Here is a 15,680-nt window from a genome sequence, read left to right on the forward strand (position 1 = left end):
GCATTATCAGATAAACAATTTATTTGCCTGATATCACTGTCTCAAAGGTTTCAACCTTTTGCTTTGTAGTAAACGACTGCTCGTTCCACTCACTGGCCTGAAATGAATTTTTTCTTGTTTCGATAAGGAGCTGTTCAGAATTTGGACCAACTGTTACTTCTTCAAACAATTTTACATCGGTAGTTTCATTATCTTCATTAAACAGTGTTAAATAAATATTTCCGTTATATGGAGTGCTGCCATTATTTCTTATGTAAAAATAATTATCATATGATCTGCCGGTACGTGGCCGCGTTAATGGATCGTATGATGAGTCAACGAGTGCTACCATCATATTCTTATCTTCATCTATCATTACTCTTTTTGCATTTGGGTTTGCAAATAATTCTTCTTTTGTATCCAGCCTGTTCACATATAAATATTTATGTCCTAAAGGAATTATCCAAGTGAGAAAGAGTAATAAGATGAGAAAGAAAATAGCGGTTATTTGAACAGATACTTTTTGCGTATTTTTAACTCTGCTGAAAATACTGTCAAAAATATACAGGATAACCGTAACGCCTAACAGGATAAAAGTCATCGTATTTAAATTTTTTGTATCTGAATGAATTTCATAATTGCTCTTTTTAAAAATACAAAGACGAACCGAATTTTCGAAAGTGTATTTTTAAAAACAAAAATTATGCGCTTGTTGTTGCTGAATAAGCTCTGCTTGGATGCGATCAGCAGCTAATTTGGAAGCATTATAAATCAAAGCGACCATGTCAAAATGAACTTTTGCACGCTTTCCAGTGCGATAACGAACATTGTTTAGCTGATAGAACTCTTTCAGATAAGCATTAACACGTTCTACTGCTGTCCGTTGTTTGAAAATATTTTTCCAAGCTTTTGATCCTCGTGCTGGTGCGGTATACCTTCTTAAATCGGTAGTTATCTTGATTTTATACACTTTTTGACAGATACCTTCATTCGCAAGGGGACAGTCGCTGCATTCCTTTGGTCTGGTATATTTCAATGTTTCGTATTTCGGATCAAAGCTGTCATATTTATAGGAATGTTCTCGCAAACAGGTTGGGGCAAAATCCTTATCAAACCCGATCATTTCGCCTTCATTGCGCTTATTATAGGCAATGACAGACTGTTGACACATGCGATGAATCTGTTCATAAATCGGTTCAAAATCATAACCCGCATCCAATGTCTGGTAAGAAGCAGACGTAAGCGGAAGTCGTTGATCCATTCCCTTCAATAGGGCAATAGCGGCTTTCCCATCATTTAAGCTGCCAGATGAAAACAAAGATTGCAGAATATATTGGCTGGATGCACCAACTGCGAGGTGGGCTTTATAGCCAAACCAGTATTCATTTTTACCATCTGCATTCTTTTTCACACCCCATTTGGGGGCTATTGGCACTTCTGCACGCAAGATGTCTAACGGAACGTCTAACTGTGCTTCGATTTTCTTTTCATACAATGGCAGGTTTGCTTCCTTTTCCGCTTGGTCTTTAAGGTACTGTTCGCGTTCTTCTTTGGATTTGCGTCCGCGCTTTTTTGGCGTAGTTTCTGATTTTTCTTCTTTTTTGGCAGGTGCCTTATCTCGTGCTTCAAAATGGGTTGCATCAATGGCAATGACTTCATCGACAATAAACCCTTCGGTGACGGCTGCCAGCGTTACGCTTTCGAAGGATTTTTCTAAAATATCTGATTCACTCAATTTCGTTACCAAGCGGGAATAAGCAGCTTCTGATGGTGTAGAATCGGAAACAAGAAATCCGCAGTTCATTTTAAAGATAAAGTCATCATTTAGACGCTTGATTAAGTCTTTGATGGTTGGGATACGCTCGATGTAGCGAATAAAAAAGGAAATAATCATCCCTGCATAATTTAGCTCAACAGGCGCTCCAAGCCGGGATTTCTTATTAATCGCATGATAAATACGATCCAGATCAATCGCTGAAATAATCGCTTCATATTTTTGGGTAGGTTCCATGTCATATAATTCTTGGATGCCAAATAGACTCGGTTGTCGTATAATGGTCATAAGAAGTACTCCTCCAGTCTTTTTATGGTTTTCTGGGTAACTACCATTATACAAGATTTGGGGAGGTACTTCTTTTTTTATGTTTCAAAAAGCTTGGGACACAAGGGCTTTGAATTATGAAATTCACTCATCTGGTAAAATATTCAAATTATAAATATAATAATAATATATATGGCCCGTCGTTGTTAGCAGTATAATAATCATAGCTTCTATTAAATAATAAGAACGTAATCTAAGCTTTTTTCTTTATAGACTGTGAAAAAAACATATGTAATAAGTGGAAGTATGATTAGCAAAATCAGAATAAAAAGGGTTAATAAAGTCAATTCAATAATCTCCTTATTTCTTATTTAATACTTTTTGAGACTGAAAATGTCACATATTAACAAATTATATCAGATGCTGCTTTGAATGATAATAGCTGTTTTAAAGAAAAACTATCTTCAGCTTGTAAACAATATGTAATCATTCTCCAAAATAGTTATAGATAATGATTATCTTGGTTAAACTTATAGATAAGCAAATAAATATGAAAAAGTTTTAAAAAGGTATTGCATTATTCTCTAAAAAGAGATATAATAAATCTTGTCCTTAAATAAAGGCATTGAAAAAATTAATTATTCACATCGCGGGGTGGAGCAGTCTGGCAGCTCGTTGGGCTCATAACCCAAAGGTCGCAGGTTCAAATCCTGCCCCCGCAACCAAATAAGATCCAGATTCACCATCGAAGTACTGGATAAGAGAGAGTACATACTTAGGTCCGGTAGTTCAGTTGGTTAGAATGCCTGCCTGTCACGCAGGAGGTCGCGGGTTCGAGTCCCGTCCGGACCGCCATGATTTTAAAAAAAATAGTAATCAGCAACACATGGTTTCCGATGAGAAACATGTGTTTTTTTAATGCCATAAATGAAGCAAGCATGCTTAGGTATTTGAAAATAAGGAAAACGTGCCGTTGGAATAAATTACACTGATTTGCATGACATAAATTTTTATTTTTTGCTGTTGATTTGCTATGATAAATAGTAGAAAATAAAGGAATTGGTGATAGCATGGATGAATTTTCATTTATTAACGCCATTAAACCAAATACATATAATCAACCTGCATTGATTAAAGGAATCGGGGACGATGCTGCTGTTTTTCGCAGCACATCTGATATTGTCACCACGGTAGATACGTTTGTGGAAAATATCCATTTTTCCTTAGAAACGATGGCCCCCTTTCATATTGGGTATCGTATACTGGCTGCAAATATTAGTGATTTAGCAGCTATGGGAGCAGAGCCTGCCTTTTATTTGGTGTCGATGTGCATCCCGAAAAACTGGAAACAATCAGCGTTAGAGGAGATTTATCAAGGAATGCATGAATTGGCATCGATGTATCAAATGGACTTGATTGGCGGAGATACGGTGTCGAGTGAACGTTTGATGATCTCGATTACAGCAATGGGTTACGTGCCAGAGAATAAAGCAAGATACAGAAGCCATGCAGAGCCAAATGATATTGTTTTTGCGACTGGAACCTTAGGAGACTCCAGAGCAGGGTTAGAGATCCTGCTGCAAGGACAGGACTGTAAGGATAAAGATTATTATATCGAGCGTCACCGCTTGCCGAATCCGAGAGTAGCATTGGCATTAGGATTACGGGAGATAGACCGCGTGGCTTTAAATGATATAAGCGATGGTATTTCAAGTGAAGCAAATGAAATAGCAGAGGCTTCCAATGTGGAGCTTACAATTATAGAAGAAAAAATTCCTGTTTCTAACAGTTTTCAACAGTTTTCCAAAGGGCAGCAGTATGACTGGAAGCTGTCAGGAGGAGAAGACTTTGAGCTCCTAGGGACCGTGTCAGAGGTGAATTGGCCGCGAGTACAGGAAATTGCTGTCCAGACAGATACGCCTATCCAGCAGATTGGCTATGTCTGTCAAGCAGAAGAGCCAGGTGTTCTCATTCAGATGCATGGAGAGACGAAAAAATTAATGAAAAGTGGATATACACATTTAAAGTAGGTGAATGCGTTGATGCAGAGGCTATTAAAAACAGAAAAAGATACACAGGATTTTGCCTGCCGGCTGGCTGAAAAATTACAGCCGAACGATGTTTTGACGCTTGAAGGTCAATTAGGTGTCGGGAAAACGACGTTTACAAAAGGTCTGGCACAGGGATTAGATATCAAGCGGAATATCAGCAGTCCGACTTTTACAATTGTAAAGGAATACCGTGGGCGCTTGCCGCTTTATCATATGGATGTGTATCGTTTGGAAAATTCGATGGAGGATATCGGCTTTGATGACTATTTCTTTGGAGATGGTGTCACTGTGATTGAATGGGCAAGCTTTATTGAAGATTTTCTTCCAAAGGAACGGCTGGATATCAAACTGCATTATACAGAAGATGCAGCTCAGCGTGAAATAACACTTACTCCTTTCGGGGAGCATTTTGAACAAGTTGTCAAAGCATTAAGTTAGGAGTTTTTTTATGAAAATACTTGCGATGGATACTTCCAATCAGGTTTTAAGTGTGGCATTATTAGAAGATAAACAATTAATCGGTGAAATCACTACGAATATTGCTAAGAACCATTCCGTACGTTTAATGCCGGCGGTGGAAAAGCTGATGCAGGATGTACATATCACTCCATCTGAATTAGACAGGATTGTCGTTGCGAAAGGACCCGGTTCTTTTACAGGTGTTCGAATTGGTCTGGCTACAGCCAAAACAATGGCCTGGACGTTAAACATCCCGGTTATCGGTGTATCGAGCTTGGAAGCATTTGCTTACCAGGGGGTTTTATTTGATGGAATCATTTGTCCGTTTTTTGATGCCAGACGTGGTTTAGTTTATACAGGGACGTATCGATGGAAAAATGGAAAGCTTGAAACGGTAATGGAAGAAGAAAATATTTTAATGACAGAATGGCTTGCAAAGCTGAAAGAAACAGGAGAAAACGTCTTGTTCTTAAGCCAGGATATCGATGCATTTAAAGAAGTTATTAAAGAGCATTTACAGGATAAAGCTGTGATTGCTGATTCATCATTCCAACTGCCGAGAGCAGCCCACTTGGCTTTGCTGGGAAGAGAAAGAGAAGCTGGTTCTGTGCATGCGCTCGTTCCGAACTATCTTCGTTTGGCAGAGGCAGAAGCAAATTGGCAAAAACAGCAGAAGGAACAAGCAGATTCATGAGTGAGCTTGTTATTCGTCAGATGAATCTGGAGGATGTTCCGGGAGTAATGGAAGTGGAAGAAGCTGCTTTTACAGGACCGTGGGATGCAGAGATTTTTCATAAAGAGCTGTGTGAAAATGATCATGCTTATTATTTTGTAGCCTGCCTGGAGGACAGAATTGTCGGCTATATTGGTTCATGGGTTGTATTTGAAGATGGGCAGATTACAAATTTTGCTGTTCATCCCGATATGCGCGGGCGCAAAATCGGGAAAAAGCTATTTGGATATGTTACGACATTTATGACCGGTAACGGGGTGGAGCGTCTCTCCTTGGAAGTACGTGTTTCAAATACCGTTGCACAATCTCTATATAAGAAATTCGGGCTTGTACCTGGCGGGATTAGAAAGCATTATTACACGGATAATTTTGAAGATGCTATTGTAATGTGGGTGAATTTAAAATGAAAAAAGATACAATGATATTAGGTATAGAAACAAGCTGTGATGAGACGGCTGCATCGATTGTAAAGAACGGACGTGAAATACTTTCAAATGTGGTTGCCTCACAAATTGAAAGCCATAAGCGATTCGGCGGTGTGGTTCCTGAAATAGCTTCCAGACATCATGTTGAGCAAATGACGATGGTTTTAGAGGAAGCAGTGAATCAGGCGGACGTAACCTGGGAGGATATCGATGCAATTGCAGTCACAGAAGGCCCGGGCTTAGTAGGCGCCCTTCTTGTCGGGGTCAACGCTGCGAAAGCTCTTGCCTTTGCAAAAAATAAACCGCTTATTGGTGTTCATCATATTGCCGGGCATATTTATGCAAACCGTTTAGAAAATGAATTTGCTTTTCCGTTATTGGCCCTGATTGTTTCTGGAGGGCATACAGAGCTGGTTATCATGAAAGATCATTATGATTATGAATTAATTGGTGAAACAAGAGACGATGCAGCTGGAGAAGCCTATGATAAAGTAGCAAGAATGCTGAAGCTTCCTTACCCAGGAGGGCCGCAAATTGACCGTTTAAGTGCAGAAGGGAAGGATACGATTGATTTCCCGCGTGCGTGGCTGGAAGAAGGAAGCTATGACTTTAGCTTCAGCGGCTTAAAGTCAGCAGTTATCAATACGCTCCATAACGCTGAACAGCGCGGAGAAACCCTGAATCCCACAGATGTTGCTGCGAGCTTTCAACAAAGTGTAATTGACGTATTGATTGAAAAAACATACCGGGCAGCACAGGAGTATAAGGTGAAGCAGGTTATTGTTGCGGGCGGTGTTGCAGCGAATAAAGGCTTGCGGCAAAGCTTGAAAAATCGTTTTAATCATACAGATACGGAATTGTACATTCCACCGATTCATTTATGTACAGATAACGCCGCTATGATTGCGGCAGCCGGAACGATTTTGTATGAAAAAGAAAAATTTAAAGCACTTGATTTAAACGCAAATCCTTCTTTAATGTTAGAATAGAAATAGTAAATAATGAAAGCTTGTGATTTGCAAGAATGCAGATTGGTTTTTATGTAACATAATGGATGATGTTGAAATTACCATTAATGATAACAGCTTATCTTGTGAGATTGGCTCATGAAAATCAAGGGTAGCGACAGGAGAAATTTGGTGGGAATCCGATGAATAAAAAACAAAATTATTATTTTCAAACCGATTTAATCTTATTATTGATTGCTTTCGCAATAATAAGCTTTCTGGCCGTGTACAATGCACAGCAGCTGGAACAATATAGTACAAACTTTCTGATACGGCAAATGCTCTTTTACGCAATTGGAGTCGGTATGATTGCTGCTATTCAATTTTTAGACTTAGAGCAGTTGTATAAAACAAGTCTCTATATTTATATAGGTGGGATTGTCCTGCTGGCGCTTATCCCTATCAGTCCTGACTTTATTGCGAGAGAAATAAACGGTGCGAAAAGCTGGTATACCTTTATACCAGGATTGACGTTGCAGCCGGCAGAGTTTGTTAAAATATCAACTATACTATTTTTATCGGCAGTCGTCAGCAGGCATAAGGAAAAATTTGAAGTAAGTACGTTAAAGACAGATATACAGCTTCTTGGTAAATTATTGCTGTATATAGCCATCCCGGTGTTTTTAATTATGCTGCAGCCGGACTTTGGTACAGCCATGGTGTATTTATTTATTGCCGGCATGCTGATTATTTTATCCGGGATTAATTGGAGAATCATCTTTTCTCTAATTATTGTAGGAGTTGCTGTTATAGCCAGTGCTTTATTCGTTATCATTGAATTTCCGGAATTTGCGGAAGAGACAATTGGAGTAGCGCCCTATCAAATTGATCGTGTGATGACTTGGTTTGATCCCTCACAGCAGTCAGCAGATGCTAATTATCACTTTGAACGCTCACATATGGCGCTCGGGTCAGGGCAATTATTTGGTAAGGGAATAGGAAGCGTGGAAGTAAATTATCCGGAAGCCCAGACTGATTTTATCTTCTCTGTTATTGGAGAAAGTTTTGGTTTTGTCGGCAGCGCTTTTGTTGTTCTACTTTATTTTATGCTTTTATATAAACTGGTAACGCTCGGCTTAAATATTTATAAGCACTCGCCATTTGGCGCTTATTTCTGCTTTGGGTTTTTGAGCTTGATGCTTGTTCACGTCTTTCAAAACATTGGTATGACAGTAGGAATCATGCCAGTTACCGGGATTCCTTTGCTTCTGATAAGTTACGGAGGAAGCTCGGTGATGTCGACCATGCTGGGTATGGCGGTCGTTTATCGCGTTGCTGTGGAAGAAACGATACAGAACGACTATTTATTTAAATAAAAGGATGGCATCAGGAACAAAATTTGAACATGTAATTAAAATAGAAAGAAGTGCTTGGATATGGTATTCCAAGCACTTCTTTCTATTTTATATAAAATCAGCCGGTAAATTGCTGTCCCATCAAATCCTCTTCATATACTGTAACAACCACAGATTCAATAGGATTGTCCTTTGCAGAATGTACAGTAAATAATAGATGCTTATAGTGTATCGTGTTTGGATTGTCAGGCTGCTGTTTCATTAATTCCGATAAAAAGCTGTCCAACGTCTGATGCGGTGTATCGATTGGAAAAGTGATTCCAAGTGTTCCCTCTAATATAAACAGGCTGACCGCCCCGTTAATCAGATAACGATTACCGGAAAGCGGCAGGATGTCCTTTGACTCTGTTGCCATTGGCTTCTGTTCTCCTAATAAGTCTTTCGTTATGTCTCTGATAATATCTTCCAAAGTAATTAACCCAAATGTTCCTCCAAATTCATCGAGAACCATGGCGATGCTGTAATCTCTTTCCCTCATATCCTTAAAAACTTCATCCATTTCTTGATTTATTCTGACATATACAGCAGGGCGAATAATATGATGAAGAGAAAAGAAAGCAGGAGATCCACCTGATTTCAGACTTCGAAAGAAATCTTTTACATGTAATATCCCAGCGATTTGGTCAATATCTTCATCATAAACTGGAATTCTTGTAAATTCGGTTTCTTGCACAGCAGCAAATACTTCTTCCATGGTTGCATCTATTTGCAGAACGGTTAAATCCGTACGATGTGTTGCAATTTCTCCTACATCCCTGCCGCTGAATTCGATAATATTTTGAGCTACATGACGATTTTCCGATTGTATGGTTTTATCATTCATTTTTTTCTTGAAGGGATACGGCATCAGCCGGGATAATCCTTGTGCAATAAGCTGAGAATGATGATTTGCCAGCCATTTAGGCAAAAGATATCCTAAGCTGACCCACAAGCCAAATAAAAGCAGACTGGAGCCAAATAGAAACATAAACTCATTTAGATTTTGTGGAAAAGGTAAACCCGAATGAAAGAGAGCCTGACCAAGCGGAAGAGTGACAGCCGCAGTAAGCCATACACTGCTGAAAAGGCCGATAAATATCACGGCAAAGCGAAGGAAACGAAGAAAGGAATGGGAACGTACTTCTGCTGCGGTCGATTGAGACAGCATTGTTTCTTTGATAGCATAGTACATCAAACTGGCAAGAATGAAAACTAAAAAAGTAACGATGGGTATCGCCACGGGATAACAACCTCCGTTTATCAAATTGGATAGTTTACTGTTTAATTTTAAGTAAAAAACAGGCATTAACTCTGCCTGTTTTCAGTATACAACAATCTGAAAATTATATCAATTGCTTAATTCTCTTCTAATTCTGCCCATTCCTCCATGAAATGATCCAACTCTTCTTTTAAAGCCGATAATTTATCGGTCAGTTCCATTGTCTTTTTATGATCATCAAAGACGTCTGGCTTGGTCATCTCCAGTTCGATGGCAGCAATAGCTTCCTCCTGCTGTTCAATGCTTGTCTCCAGCTCTTCAATCCGCCGCTTGCGTTTGCGCTCCTCGCGCTGCCGCTGTTTTTCTTCCTGGAAGCTGCGTTTTTTTGCTGAAGCTGCCGGCTCTTCTATTTCCTTCTGCTGATTTTGCAGCTGCAACAGCCGCCGTTCCTCTTCCTCTGCTTTTTTCTCTAAATAATAATCATAGTCGCCCAGATATATTTTTACACTGCTTGCTTGCATTTCAGCAACTTGGTCCGCAATTCGATTAATAAAATAACGGTCATGGGAAACAAAAAGAATTGTTCCCGGAAAATCAATTAAAGCACTTTCTAATACTTCTTTGCTGTCGATGTCCAAATGGTTGGTCGGCTCATCAAGGATTAGTAAATTTGCTTTTTGCATTTTTAATTTTGCCAGAGCAAGCCTTGATTTTTCACCGCCGCTTAAGGCAGATACAGGTTTTAAGACATCCTCGCCAGAGAATAGAAAATTCCCGAGGATTGTACGAATATCTTTCTCATTGATTAATGGATAATCATCCCACAGCTCCTGCAGAACAGTTTTATTTGAGTGAAGGTTTGCCTGTTCCTGGTCGTAGTAGCCGATTTGAACATTTGTCCCGAGCTGGATTTCGCCTTGATTTGCCAGATACTTGCCGACAATATTTTTTAATAAGGTGGTTTTGCCGACACCGTTTGGGCCTACCAATGCGATACGGTCGCCCCGGTTAGCATGTAGCGTGATGTTTTTAAAAATCGGCTGATCCGTATCAGGATATTGAAACGTTAAATCTTTTATTTTTAATACATCATTTCCGCTCTGACGGTTCACCTGGAAAGAAATAGATGCGGAGGATTCATCCCCGGCAGGATGATCAAGACGTTCTATTTTTTCAAGTTTTTTACGTCTGCTCTGGGCACGTTTCGTCGTAGAAGCGCGTGCTAAATTACGCTGAATAAAATCTTCCATCCGTTTGATTTCTGTCTGCTGTTTTTCAAATTCTTTTTTCTCCTGCTCATAATCAAGCGCTTTTTGAGCTAAGTAGTTACTGTATGTTCCGTAGAACTTTTTAGAATGGTGTCTGGAAATTTCATAAACAATTGATACAGTTTTGTCTAAAAAGTAGCGGTCATGGGAAACAATAATGATAGCACCTGGATAGCTTACTAAATAGCCTTCGAGCCATGTAAGTGTGTCAATATCTAAGTGGTTCGTCGGTTCATCGAGAATAAGCAGCTGCGGTTTTTGCAGTAGAAGCTTCCCGAGAGCCAGTCTTGTTTTCTGTCCGCCGCTTAAATCGGTAATCAATGTATCGTAATCATAATCACCAAAGGACAACCCAGTGAGCACAGATTTTATTTCCGCTTGATACGTATATCCGCCATTCGATTGATATTCATTTTGAAGCGTATCATATCTCTCGAGCAGCTGTTGATAATCAGATGCTTCCATATTGGAGGCGTCTGCCATCTGTGCTTCCAGTTCACGTAATTTTTTCTCCATGGCAAGCAGAGGCGAAAATACATCCAGCATCTCTTGCCAGATGGTTTTTCCGGACTCTAACGTCATATGCTGTGAGAGGTAGCCGAATGTCAGGTCTTTCGGCTGGAATATCTCACCGCCGTCATAAGGCATTTCTCCTGCCATGATTTTGAGAAGTGTTGACTTTCCGGCTCCATTCCGGCCGACTATTGCAATCCGTTCATTATCTTTTATTTCCATTTTTATATTAGCGAGAATCTCTTCTGCTCCAAAGGATTTAGAGATTCCATTTAGTTGCATTAAAATCATCGTTGCCATCCTTTCTGACTCGTAAAAAAAGCTGTTCAAAAAGCACATGAAAATAAGGTGACGAGCATGTTATTGCTTATCCTGTCTTCTTGAACCATCCTGTAAAAGGAAAGTATACCTTCTATCAGTGTAACGTATCCAAATAGAAGCTACAATAAAATTATAATAAAGTTCGCTATGTTGGCTGTATTTCTGTTAAAATTATATAATAGAGTGTGTACTATTGAATAAATGCGTTATTTACAAAATAAAGAAGGCTTACAATTTAAAATATAGCAATATCCTTAGAGGGGATATGAAATAGGTTAACATGTAAGTTTTCCTATACTTAGTAACTGAAGAGAGGCCGTTTCAAATGGAACAAAATAAAATTCCGCAGGCAACAGCTAAGCGTTTGCCTTTATATTATCGATTTTTAAATAATTTATATCAGCAAGGGAAGATGCGCGTATCTTCCAAAGAGTTAAGTGAGGCAGTTAAAGTAGATTCTGCCACCATCCGCAGAGACTTTTCCTATTTTGGTGCGCTTGGGAAAAAAGGATACGGATATAATGTGGAGTATTTATTAGGGTTCTTTAAAAGTACACTGGACCAGCATGAGATAACGAATGTTGCTTTAATTGGTGTTGGAAACCTGGGAACTGCATTTTTGCATTATAACTTTTTAAAGAACAATAATATTCGTATCACGATGGCATTCGATACGGATGAATCCAAGGTAGGCACGGAAGTTGGCGGTGTTCCCGTTTATCATGTGAATGAATTAGAGGATAAAATAAGCGGAATTGAAGTTGCTATTTTAACAATACCTGCAGAAGAAGCAGATGCCGCTGCGAACCGCCTTGTGGAGCTCGGTATTAAAGGTATTCTTAATTTCACGCCGGCACGTATTACCGTTCCAAACTATATTCGCGTTCATCACATTGATTTAACAGTAGAATTGCAATCACTTGTATACTTTTTGAAGCATTATTCCTTAGAAGAGGAGTAGGGGATGCACAGAAGCTCCATAGTGTTTTCTTAACCAATCTTCTACTTTTCTAATTACAAAAAACTAGCTCTTTACAGAACTTCTAAATTTAAGAAGCTTCCTGCCTAAGAGCTAGTTTTTTATTTTTTATTCTTTACTTTAAAATAGAATCGCAGCATCCGGAAGCCGGCATAGAAGGTTAAAGCTGCAAATCCGGCGAATATAAGGGGGACTGTATCCCAGACGGATTCTCCCTTGCTGAGAACCCCGACATAAATAAATAAAACACCGAATAAAACATAAAGAATGGCTTTTACTAAATAAGGCTGATGCATGTTAACCTCCAAAGAATATGAGTTGTAATTGGTCAAGCTGTTTTTGAATTTCTTCTGGATCTAAGGAAAGTTGAGCCAGCACGACAAGGGTGTTCATCCCGGCATGTACAATGATAGGTACAAGAATTCGTTTTGTTTGTACATAAAGGAATGCAAAAACAAAGCCCATCGCAGCATATACTAGTATATGCAGAAAATCTGTATGAATCACGGCAAAAATAAGGGAAGAAATTAAAGCCGCAAAGAAAAAGTTCATTTTTTTATACAGCGAACCAAATATAATTTTCCGGAAAATGATTTCTTCTAATATAGGTGCCAAAATTGCCGGAAGAACAATAAAAATTGGCACAGCCCGTGCCATATTCATAATGCCTTGGGTATTCTCTGAACCGGGATCGATTCCAAATAGCTCCATCTCAATGGTGGCAGCCAGCCCCTGTGAAAGAAGCGCCATAATAATCCCTAGAACAGACCAGACAATAATACCGCCGACCCCGACAGCATCGGGATGAGTCCGGACCTGCATATCAGGCTTTAAGAGCCAGAGAACAATAACAAGGCCAATAGTGAAACTAAAGACAGACCAATAAATACTGGCAAGCGCAAGATTCAAACCAAATATGGATGTAATCAGCGGTGCCATAAGTAAAACAGAAAATTGCATAATGATATATGTGAGAATGACATATGTATATCTTCGAGTCATAAAAACGCTCCTTCAACTATTATCGCCATAGGATATATTCTAACACAACTGTTACTGAAAATTATAATCAAAAGTACATCAAATCATGCATGAAACATTGAAAAAGAAAATAAACAGGGGTTAAAATAGGAAAGCAGAAAGTGAAAAGTAGAAGTTATCTTCAAAAAGTAAACGAATACAAGTTTTTCTAAAAATTCCTCATCATCCTGCTTGCATTTTTTCTAAGAATTAATTATTATAATAATTGGAGTTAGCACTCAAGTGTATAGAGTGCTAATAAAAAATAAAATTATTTGGGATTAAGGAGGCAATTCTACATGATTAAACCATTAGGAGATCGTGTTGTTATCAAACTTGTTGAACAAGAAGAAACAACAGCAAGCGGAATCGTACTTCCAGACTCTGCAAAGGAAAAACCGCAAGAAGGTGAAGTAGTTGCAGTAGGATCTGGACGTGTGGAAGATGGGAAAAAAGTGGCACTGGAAGTTTCTGAAGGAGACCGCATTATTTTCTCTAAATTTGCTGGTACCGAAGTGAAATATGAAGGTACAGAATACTTAATTCTTCGTGAAAATGATGTTTTAGCGATTGTAGGCTAATCAAAAATATACGATGAATCTTTAATGAAACCGTGAATCAATTTGAAGGAGGAAGATTAACATGGCTAAAGACATTAAATTTAGTGAAGACGCACGACGCGCAATGCTGCGTGGTGTGGACACCTTAGCAGATGCAGTAAAAGTAACCTTAGGACCAAAAGGCCGCAACGTGGTTCTAGATAAAAAATTTGGTTCTCCATTAATTACAAATGATGGCGTAACCATTGCAAAAGAAATCGAATTAGAAGATGCATTTGAAAACATGGGTGCGCAGCTTGTATCCGAAGTAGCATCTAAAACAAATGACGTTGCAGGTGACGGTACAACTACAGCAACTGTACTTGCTCAAGCAATGATTCGTGAAGGACTTAAAAACGTAACTTCTGGTGCAAATCCAGTTGGCATCCGCCGCGGTATCGAAAAAGCAGTTGAGCTGGCAGTGCAAGAATTAAAAGGCATTTCTCAGCCAATCGAAAGCAAAGAAGCAATTTCTCAAATTGCAGCTGTATCTTCAGGTGACGGCGAAGTAGGCCAATTGATTGCAGAAGCAATGGAACGTGTAGGCAATGACGGTGTTATCACCATTGAAGAATCAAAAGGCTTCAACACAGAGCTTGAAGTAGTAGAAGGTATGCAATTCGATCGCGGATACTCTTCTCCTTATATGGTTACTGACCAAGATAAAATGGAAGCTGTACTAGAAGATCCATATATCTTGATTACAGATAAGAAAATTGGAAATATCCAAGAAGTACTGCCAGTGTTAGAACAAGTTGTTCAACAAGGCAAACCGCTTCTTATGATTGCAGAAGATGTTGAAGGCGAAGCACTTGCTACCTTAGTAGTAAACAAATTACGCGGTACATTCAACGCGGTAGCTGTGAAAGCTCCAGGATTCGGTGACCGCCGTAAAGCAATGCTTGAGGATATCGCTGTACTGACTGGTGCAGAAGTAATTACTGAAGACCTTGGACTGGATCTTAAATCAACAGGCATTGAGCAATTAGGACGTGCTTCTAAAGTTGTCGTAACCAAAGATGATACAACAATCGTAGAAGGCTCAGGAGACCCAGAAACAATCTCCAGCCGTGTTGCACAAATCCGTGCACAAGCAGAAGAAACAACTTCTGACTTCGATAAAGAAAAATTACAAGAACGTCTGGCAAAATTAGCTGGCGGTGTTGCTGTCGTTAAAGTTGGTGCAGCTACAGAAACAGAATTGAAAGAACGTAAACTTCGCATTGAAGATGCACTGAACTCTACGCGTGCAGGTGTAGAAGAAGGAATGGTTCCTGGTGGCGGTACTGCCCTTGTGAACATCCATGGAAAAGTAAGTGAACTCAGCTTAGAAGGCGACGAAGCAACTGGTGCCAGCATCGTACTTCGTGCACTAGAAGAGCCGGTTCGTCAAATCGTTCATAACGCTGGACTGGAAGGTTCTATCATTGTAGAACGTCTAAAAGGCGAAAAAGTAGGCATCGGCTACAATGCAGCAACAGACGAATGGGTAAACATGGTTGAGGCTGGTATCGTAGACCCAACGAAGGTAACTCGTTACGCGCTTCAAAACGCAGCATCTGTTGCAGCAATGTTCTTAACTACAGAAGCAGTTGTTGCTGACAAGCCAGAAGAAAATGCTGGCGGCGGCGGAATGCCTGACATGGGCGGAATGGGCGGCATGCCTGGGATGATGTAAGTCATTCGCAGAACGCTGATACAGCAATGGTTTAAGCGGTATACTAATAAAAAT

Annotated in this window: 15 protein-coding genes and 2 tRNA genes; 11 read left to right on the top strand and 6 right to left on the bottom strand. The window is 39.5% G+C overall.

Going from position 1 to position 15,680, the window contains the following annotated elements; translation table 11 throughout:
- Positions 1-19: 19 nt before the first annotated feature.
- Together MKY65_RS05995 and MKY65_RS06000 are read right to left on the bottom strand one after the other, a co-directional pair.
- Positions 20-580 (bottom strand): hypothetical protein, encoded by a 561-nt coding sequence (locus MKY65_RS05995; protein WP_339183206.1) that lies wholly within the window; start codon positions 578-580, stop codon positions 20-22.
- Positions 581-667: 87 nt separating this feature from the next.
- Entirely contained in the window at positions 668-2,041 is a 1,374-nt protein-coding gene (locus tag MKY65_RS06000) for a transposase (RefSeq protein WP_339181899.1), read from the bottom strand.
- Positions 2,042-2,668: 627 nt separating this feature from the next.
- On the opposite strand from MKY65_RS06000, the gene MKY65_RS06005 reads away from it, so the two are divergent.
- The 8 genes from MKY65_RS06005 (at position 2,669) to MKY65_RS06040 (ending at position 8,011) form a co-directional block, all read left to right on the top strand.
- A tRNA-Met gene (locus MKY65_RS06005) sits at positions 2,669-2,745 on the top strand.
- Between the two features lie 53 nt (positions 2,746-2,798).
- Positions 2,799-2,875: transfer RNA gene (locus MKY65_RS06010), tRNA-Asp, on the top strand.
- Positions 2,876-3,090: 215 nt separating this feature from the next.
- A complete protein-coding gene (gene thiL / locus MKY65_RS06015) occupies positions 3,091-4,050 on the top strand; it encodes a thiamine-phosphate kinase (protein ID WP_339183209.1) in 960 nt (319 codons plus the stop codon).
- 12 nt (positions 4,051-4,062) lie between these two features.
- Positions 4,063-4,509 carry a tRNA (adenosine(37)-N6)-threonylcarbamoyltransferase complex ATPase subunit type 1 TsaE gene (tsaE, locus tag MKY65_RS06020; RefSeq protein ID WP_339183210.1) on the top strand — a complete coding sequence of 149 codons (447 nt, stop codon included), beginning with the start codon at positions 4,063-4,065 and terminating at the stop codon, positions 4,507-4,509.
- A gap of 10 nt (positions 4,510-4,519) precedes the next feature.
- Positions 4,520-5,224: a tRNA (adenosine(37)-N6)-threonylcarbamoyltransferase complex dimerization subunit type 1 TsaB gene (gene tsaB, locus MKY65_RS06025; RefSeq protein WP_339183212.1), complete on the top strand. Its 705-nt coding sequence runs from the start codon at positions 4,520-4,522 to the stop codon at positions 5,222-5,224.
- Entirely contained in the window at positions 5,188-5,670 is a 483-nt protein-coding gene (gene rimI / locus MKY65_RS06030) for a ribosomal protein S18-alanine N-acetyltransferase (RefSeq protein WP_339183213.1), read from the top strand. Before tsaB ends, rimI begins: the two co-directional genes overlap by 37 nt.
- A complete protein-coding gene (gene tsaD, locus MKY65_RS06035; RefSeq protein ID WP_339183214.1) occupies positions 5,667-6,677 on the top strand; it encodes a tRNA (adenosine(37)-N6)-threonylcarbamoyltransferase complex transferase subunit TsaD in 1,011 nt (336 codons plus the stop codon). Before rimI ends, tsaD begins: the two co-directional genes overlap by 4 nt.
- A 161-nt stretch (positions 6,678-6,838) precedes the next feature.
- Positions 6,839-8,011, top strand: a complete 1,173-nt coding sequence (locus tag MKY65_RS06040; RefSeq protein ID WP_339183215.1) for an FtsW/RodA/SpoVE family cell cycle protein — start codon at positions 6,839-6,841, stop codon at positions 8,009-8,011.
- 97 nt (positions 8,012-8,108) lie between these two features.
- Here the strand turns inward: MKY65_RS06040 and MKY65_RS06045 are convergent, their stop codons facing one another.
- Both MKY65_RS06045 and MKY65_RS06050 read right to left on the bottom strand, forming a co-directional pair.
- Positions 8,109-9,269, bottom strand: coding sequence for a CBS domain-containing protein (locus tag MKY65_RS06045; protein ID WP_339183216.1), 1,161 nt, complete (start codon positions 9,267-9,269; stop codon positions 8,109-8,111).
- A gap of 116 nt (positions 9,270-9,385) precedes the next feature.
- The gene (locus tag MKY65_RS06050) at positions 9,386-11,320 is read right to left on the bottom strand and encodes an ABC-F family ATP-binding cassette domain-containing protein (protein WP_339185136.1); all 1,935 of its coding nucleotides are present in this window, start codon (positions 11,318-11,320) and stop codon (positions 9,386-9,388) included.
- 355 nt (positions 11,321-11,675) lie between these two features.
- Between MKY65_RS06050 and MKY65_RS06055 the strand changes: the two genes are divergently transcribed.
- The gene (locus tag MKY65_RS06055) at positions 11,676-12,311 is read left to right on the top strand and encodes a redox-sensing transcriptional repressor Rex (RefSeq protein ID WP_339183218.1); all 636 of its coding nucleotides are present in this window, start codon (positions 11,676-11,678) and stop codon (positions 12,309-12,311) included.
- Between the two features lie 119 nt (positions 12,312-12,430).
- Here MKY65_RS06055 and MKY65_RS06060 read toward each other — a convergent pair whose 3' ends face one another.
- Both MKY65_RS06060 and MKY65_RS06065 read right to left on the bottom strand, forming a co-directional pair.
- Entirely contained in the window at positions 12,431-12,625 is a 195-nt protein-coding gene (locus MKY65_RS06060; protein ID WP_339183219.1) for a DUF4305 domain-containing protein, read from the bottom strand.
- A 1-nt stretch (position 12,626) separates the two neighbouring features.
- Positions 12,627-13,331, bottom strand: coding sequence for a type II CAAX endopeptidase family protein (locus MKY65_RS06065; protein ID WP_339183221.1), 705 nt, complete (start codon positions 13,329-13,331; stop codon positions 12,627-12,629).
- 317 nt (positions 13,332-13,648) lie between these two features.
- Between MKY65_RS06065 and groES the strand changes: the two genes are divergently transcribed.
- Together groES and groL are read left to right on the top strand one after the other, a co-directional pair.
- Positions 13,649-13,930, top strand: coding sequence for a co-chaperone GroES (gene groES / locus MKY65_RS06070; protein ID WP_339183223.1), 282 nt, complete (start codon positions 13,649-13,651; stop codon positions 13,928-13,930).
- 61 nt (positions 13,931-13,991) lie between these two features.
- The gene (groL, locus tag MKY65_RS06075) at positions 13,992-15,626 is read left to right on the top strand and encodes a chaperonin GroEL (RefSeq protein ID WP_339183225.1); all 1,635 of its coding nucleotides are present in this window, start codon (positions 13,992-13,994) and stop codon (positions 15,624-15,626) included.
- The last annotated feature ends 54 nt before the right edge of the window (positions 15,627-15,680 follow it).

Origin of the sequence: Oceanobacillus sp. FSL W7-1293 (assembly GCF_037969815.1) — a bacterium.
GTDB lineage: Bacteria > Bacillota > Bacilli > Bacillales > Amphibacillaceae > Oceanobacillus > Oceanobacillus oncorhynchi.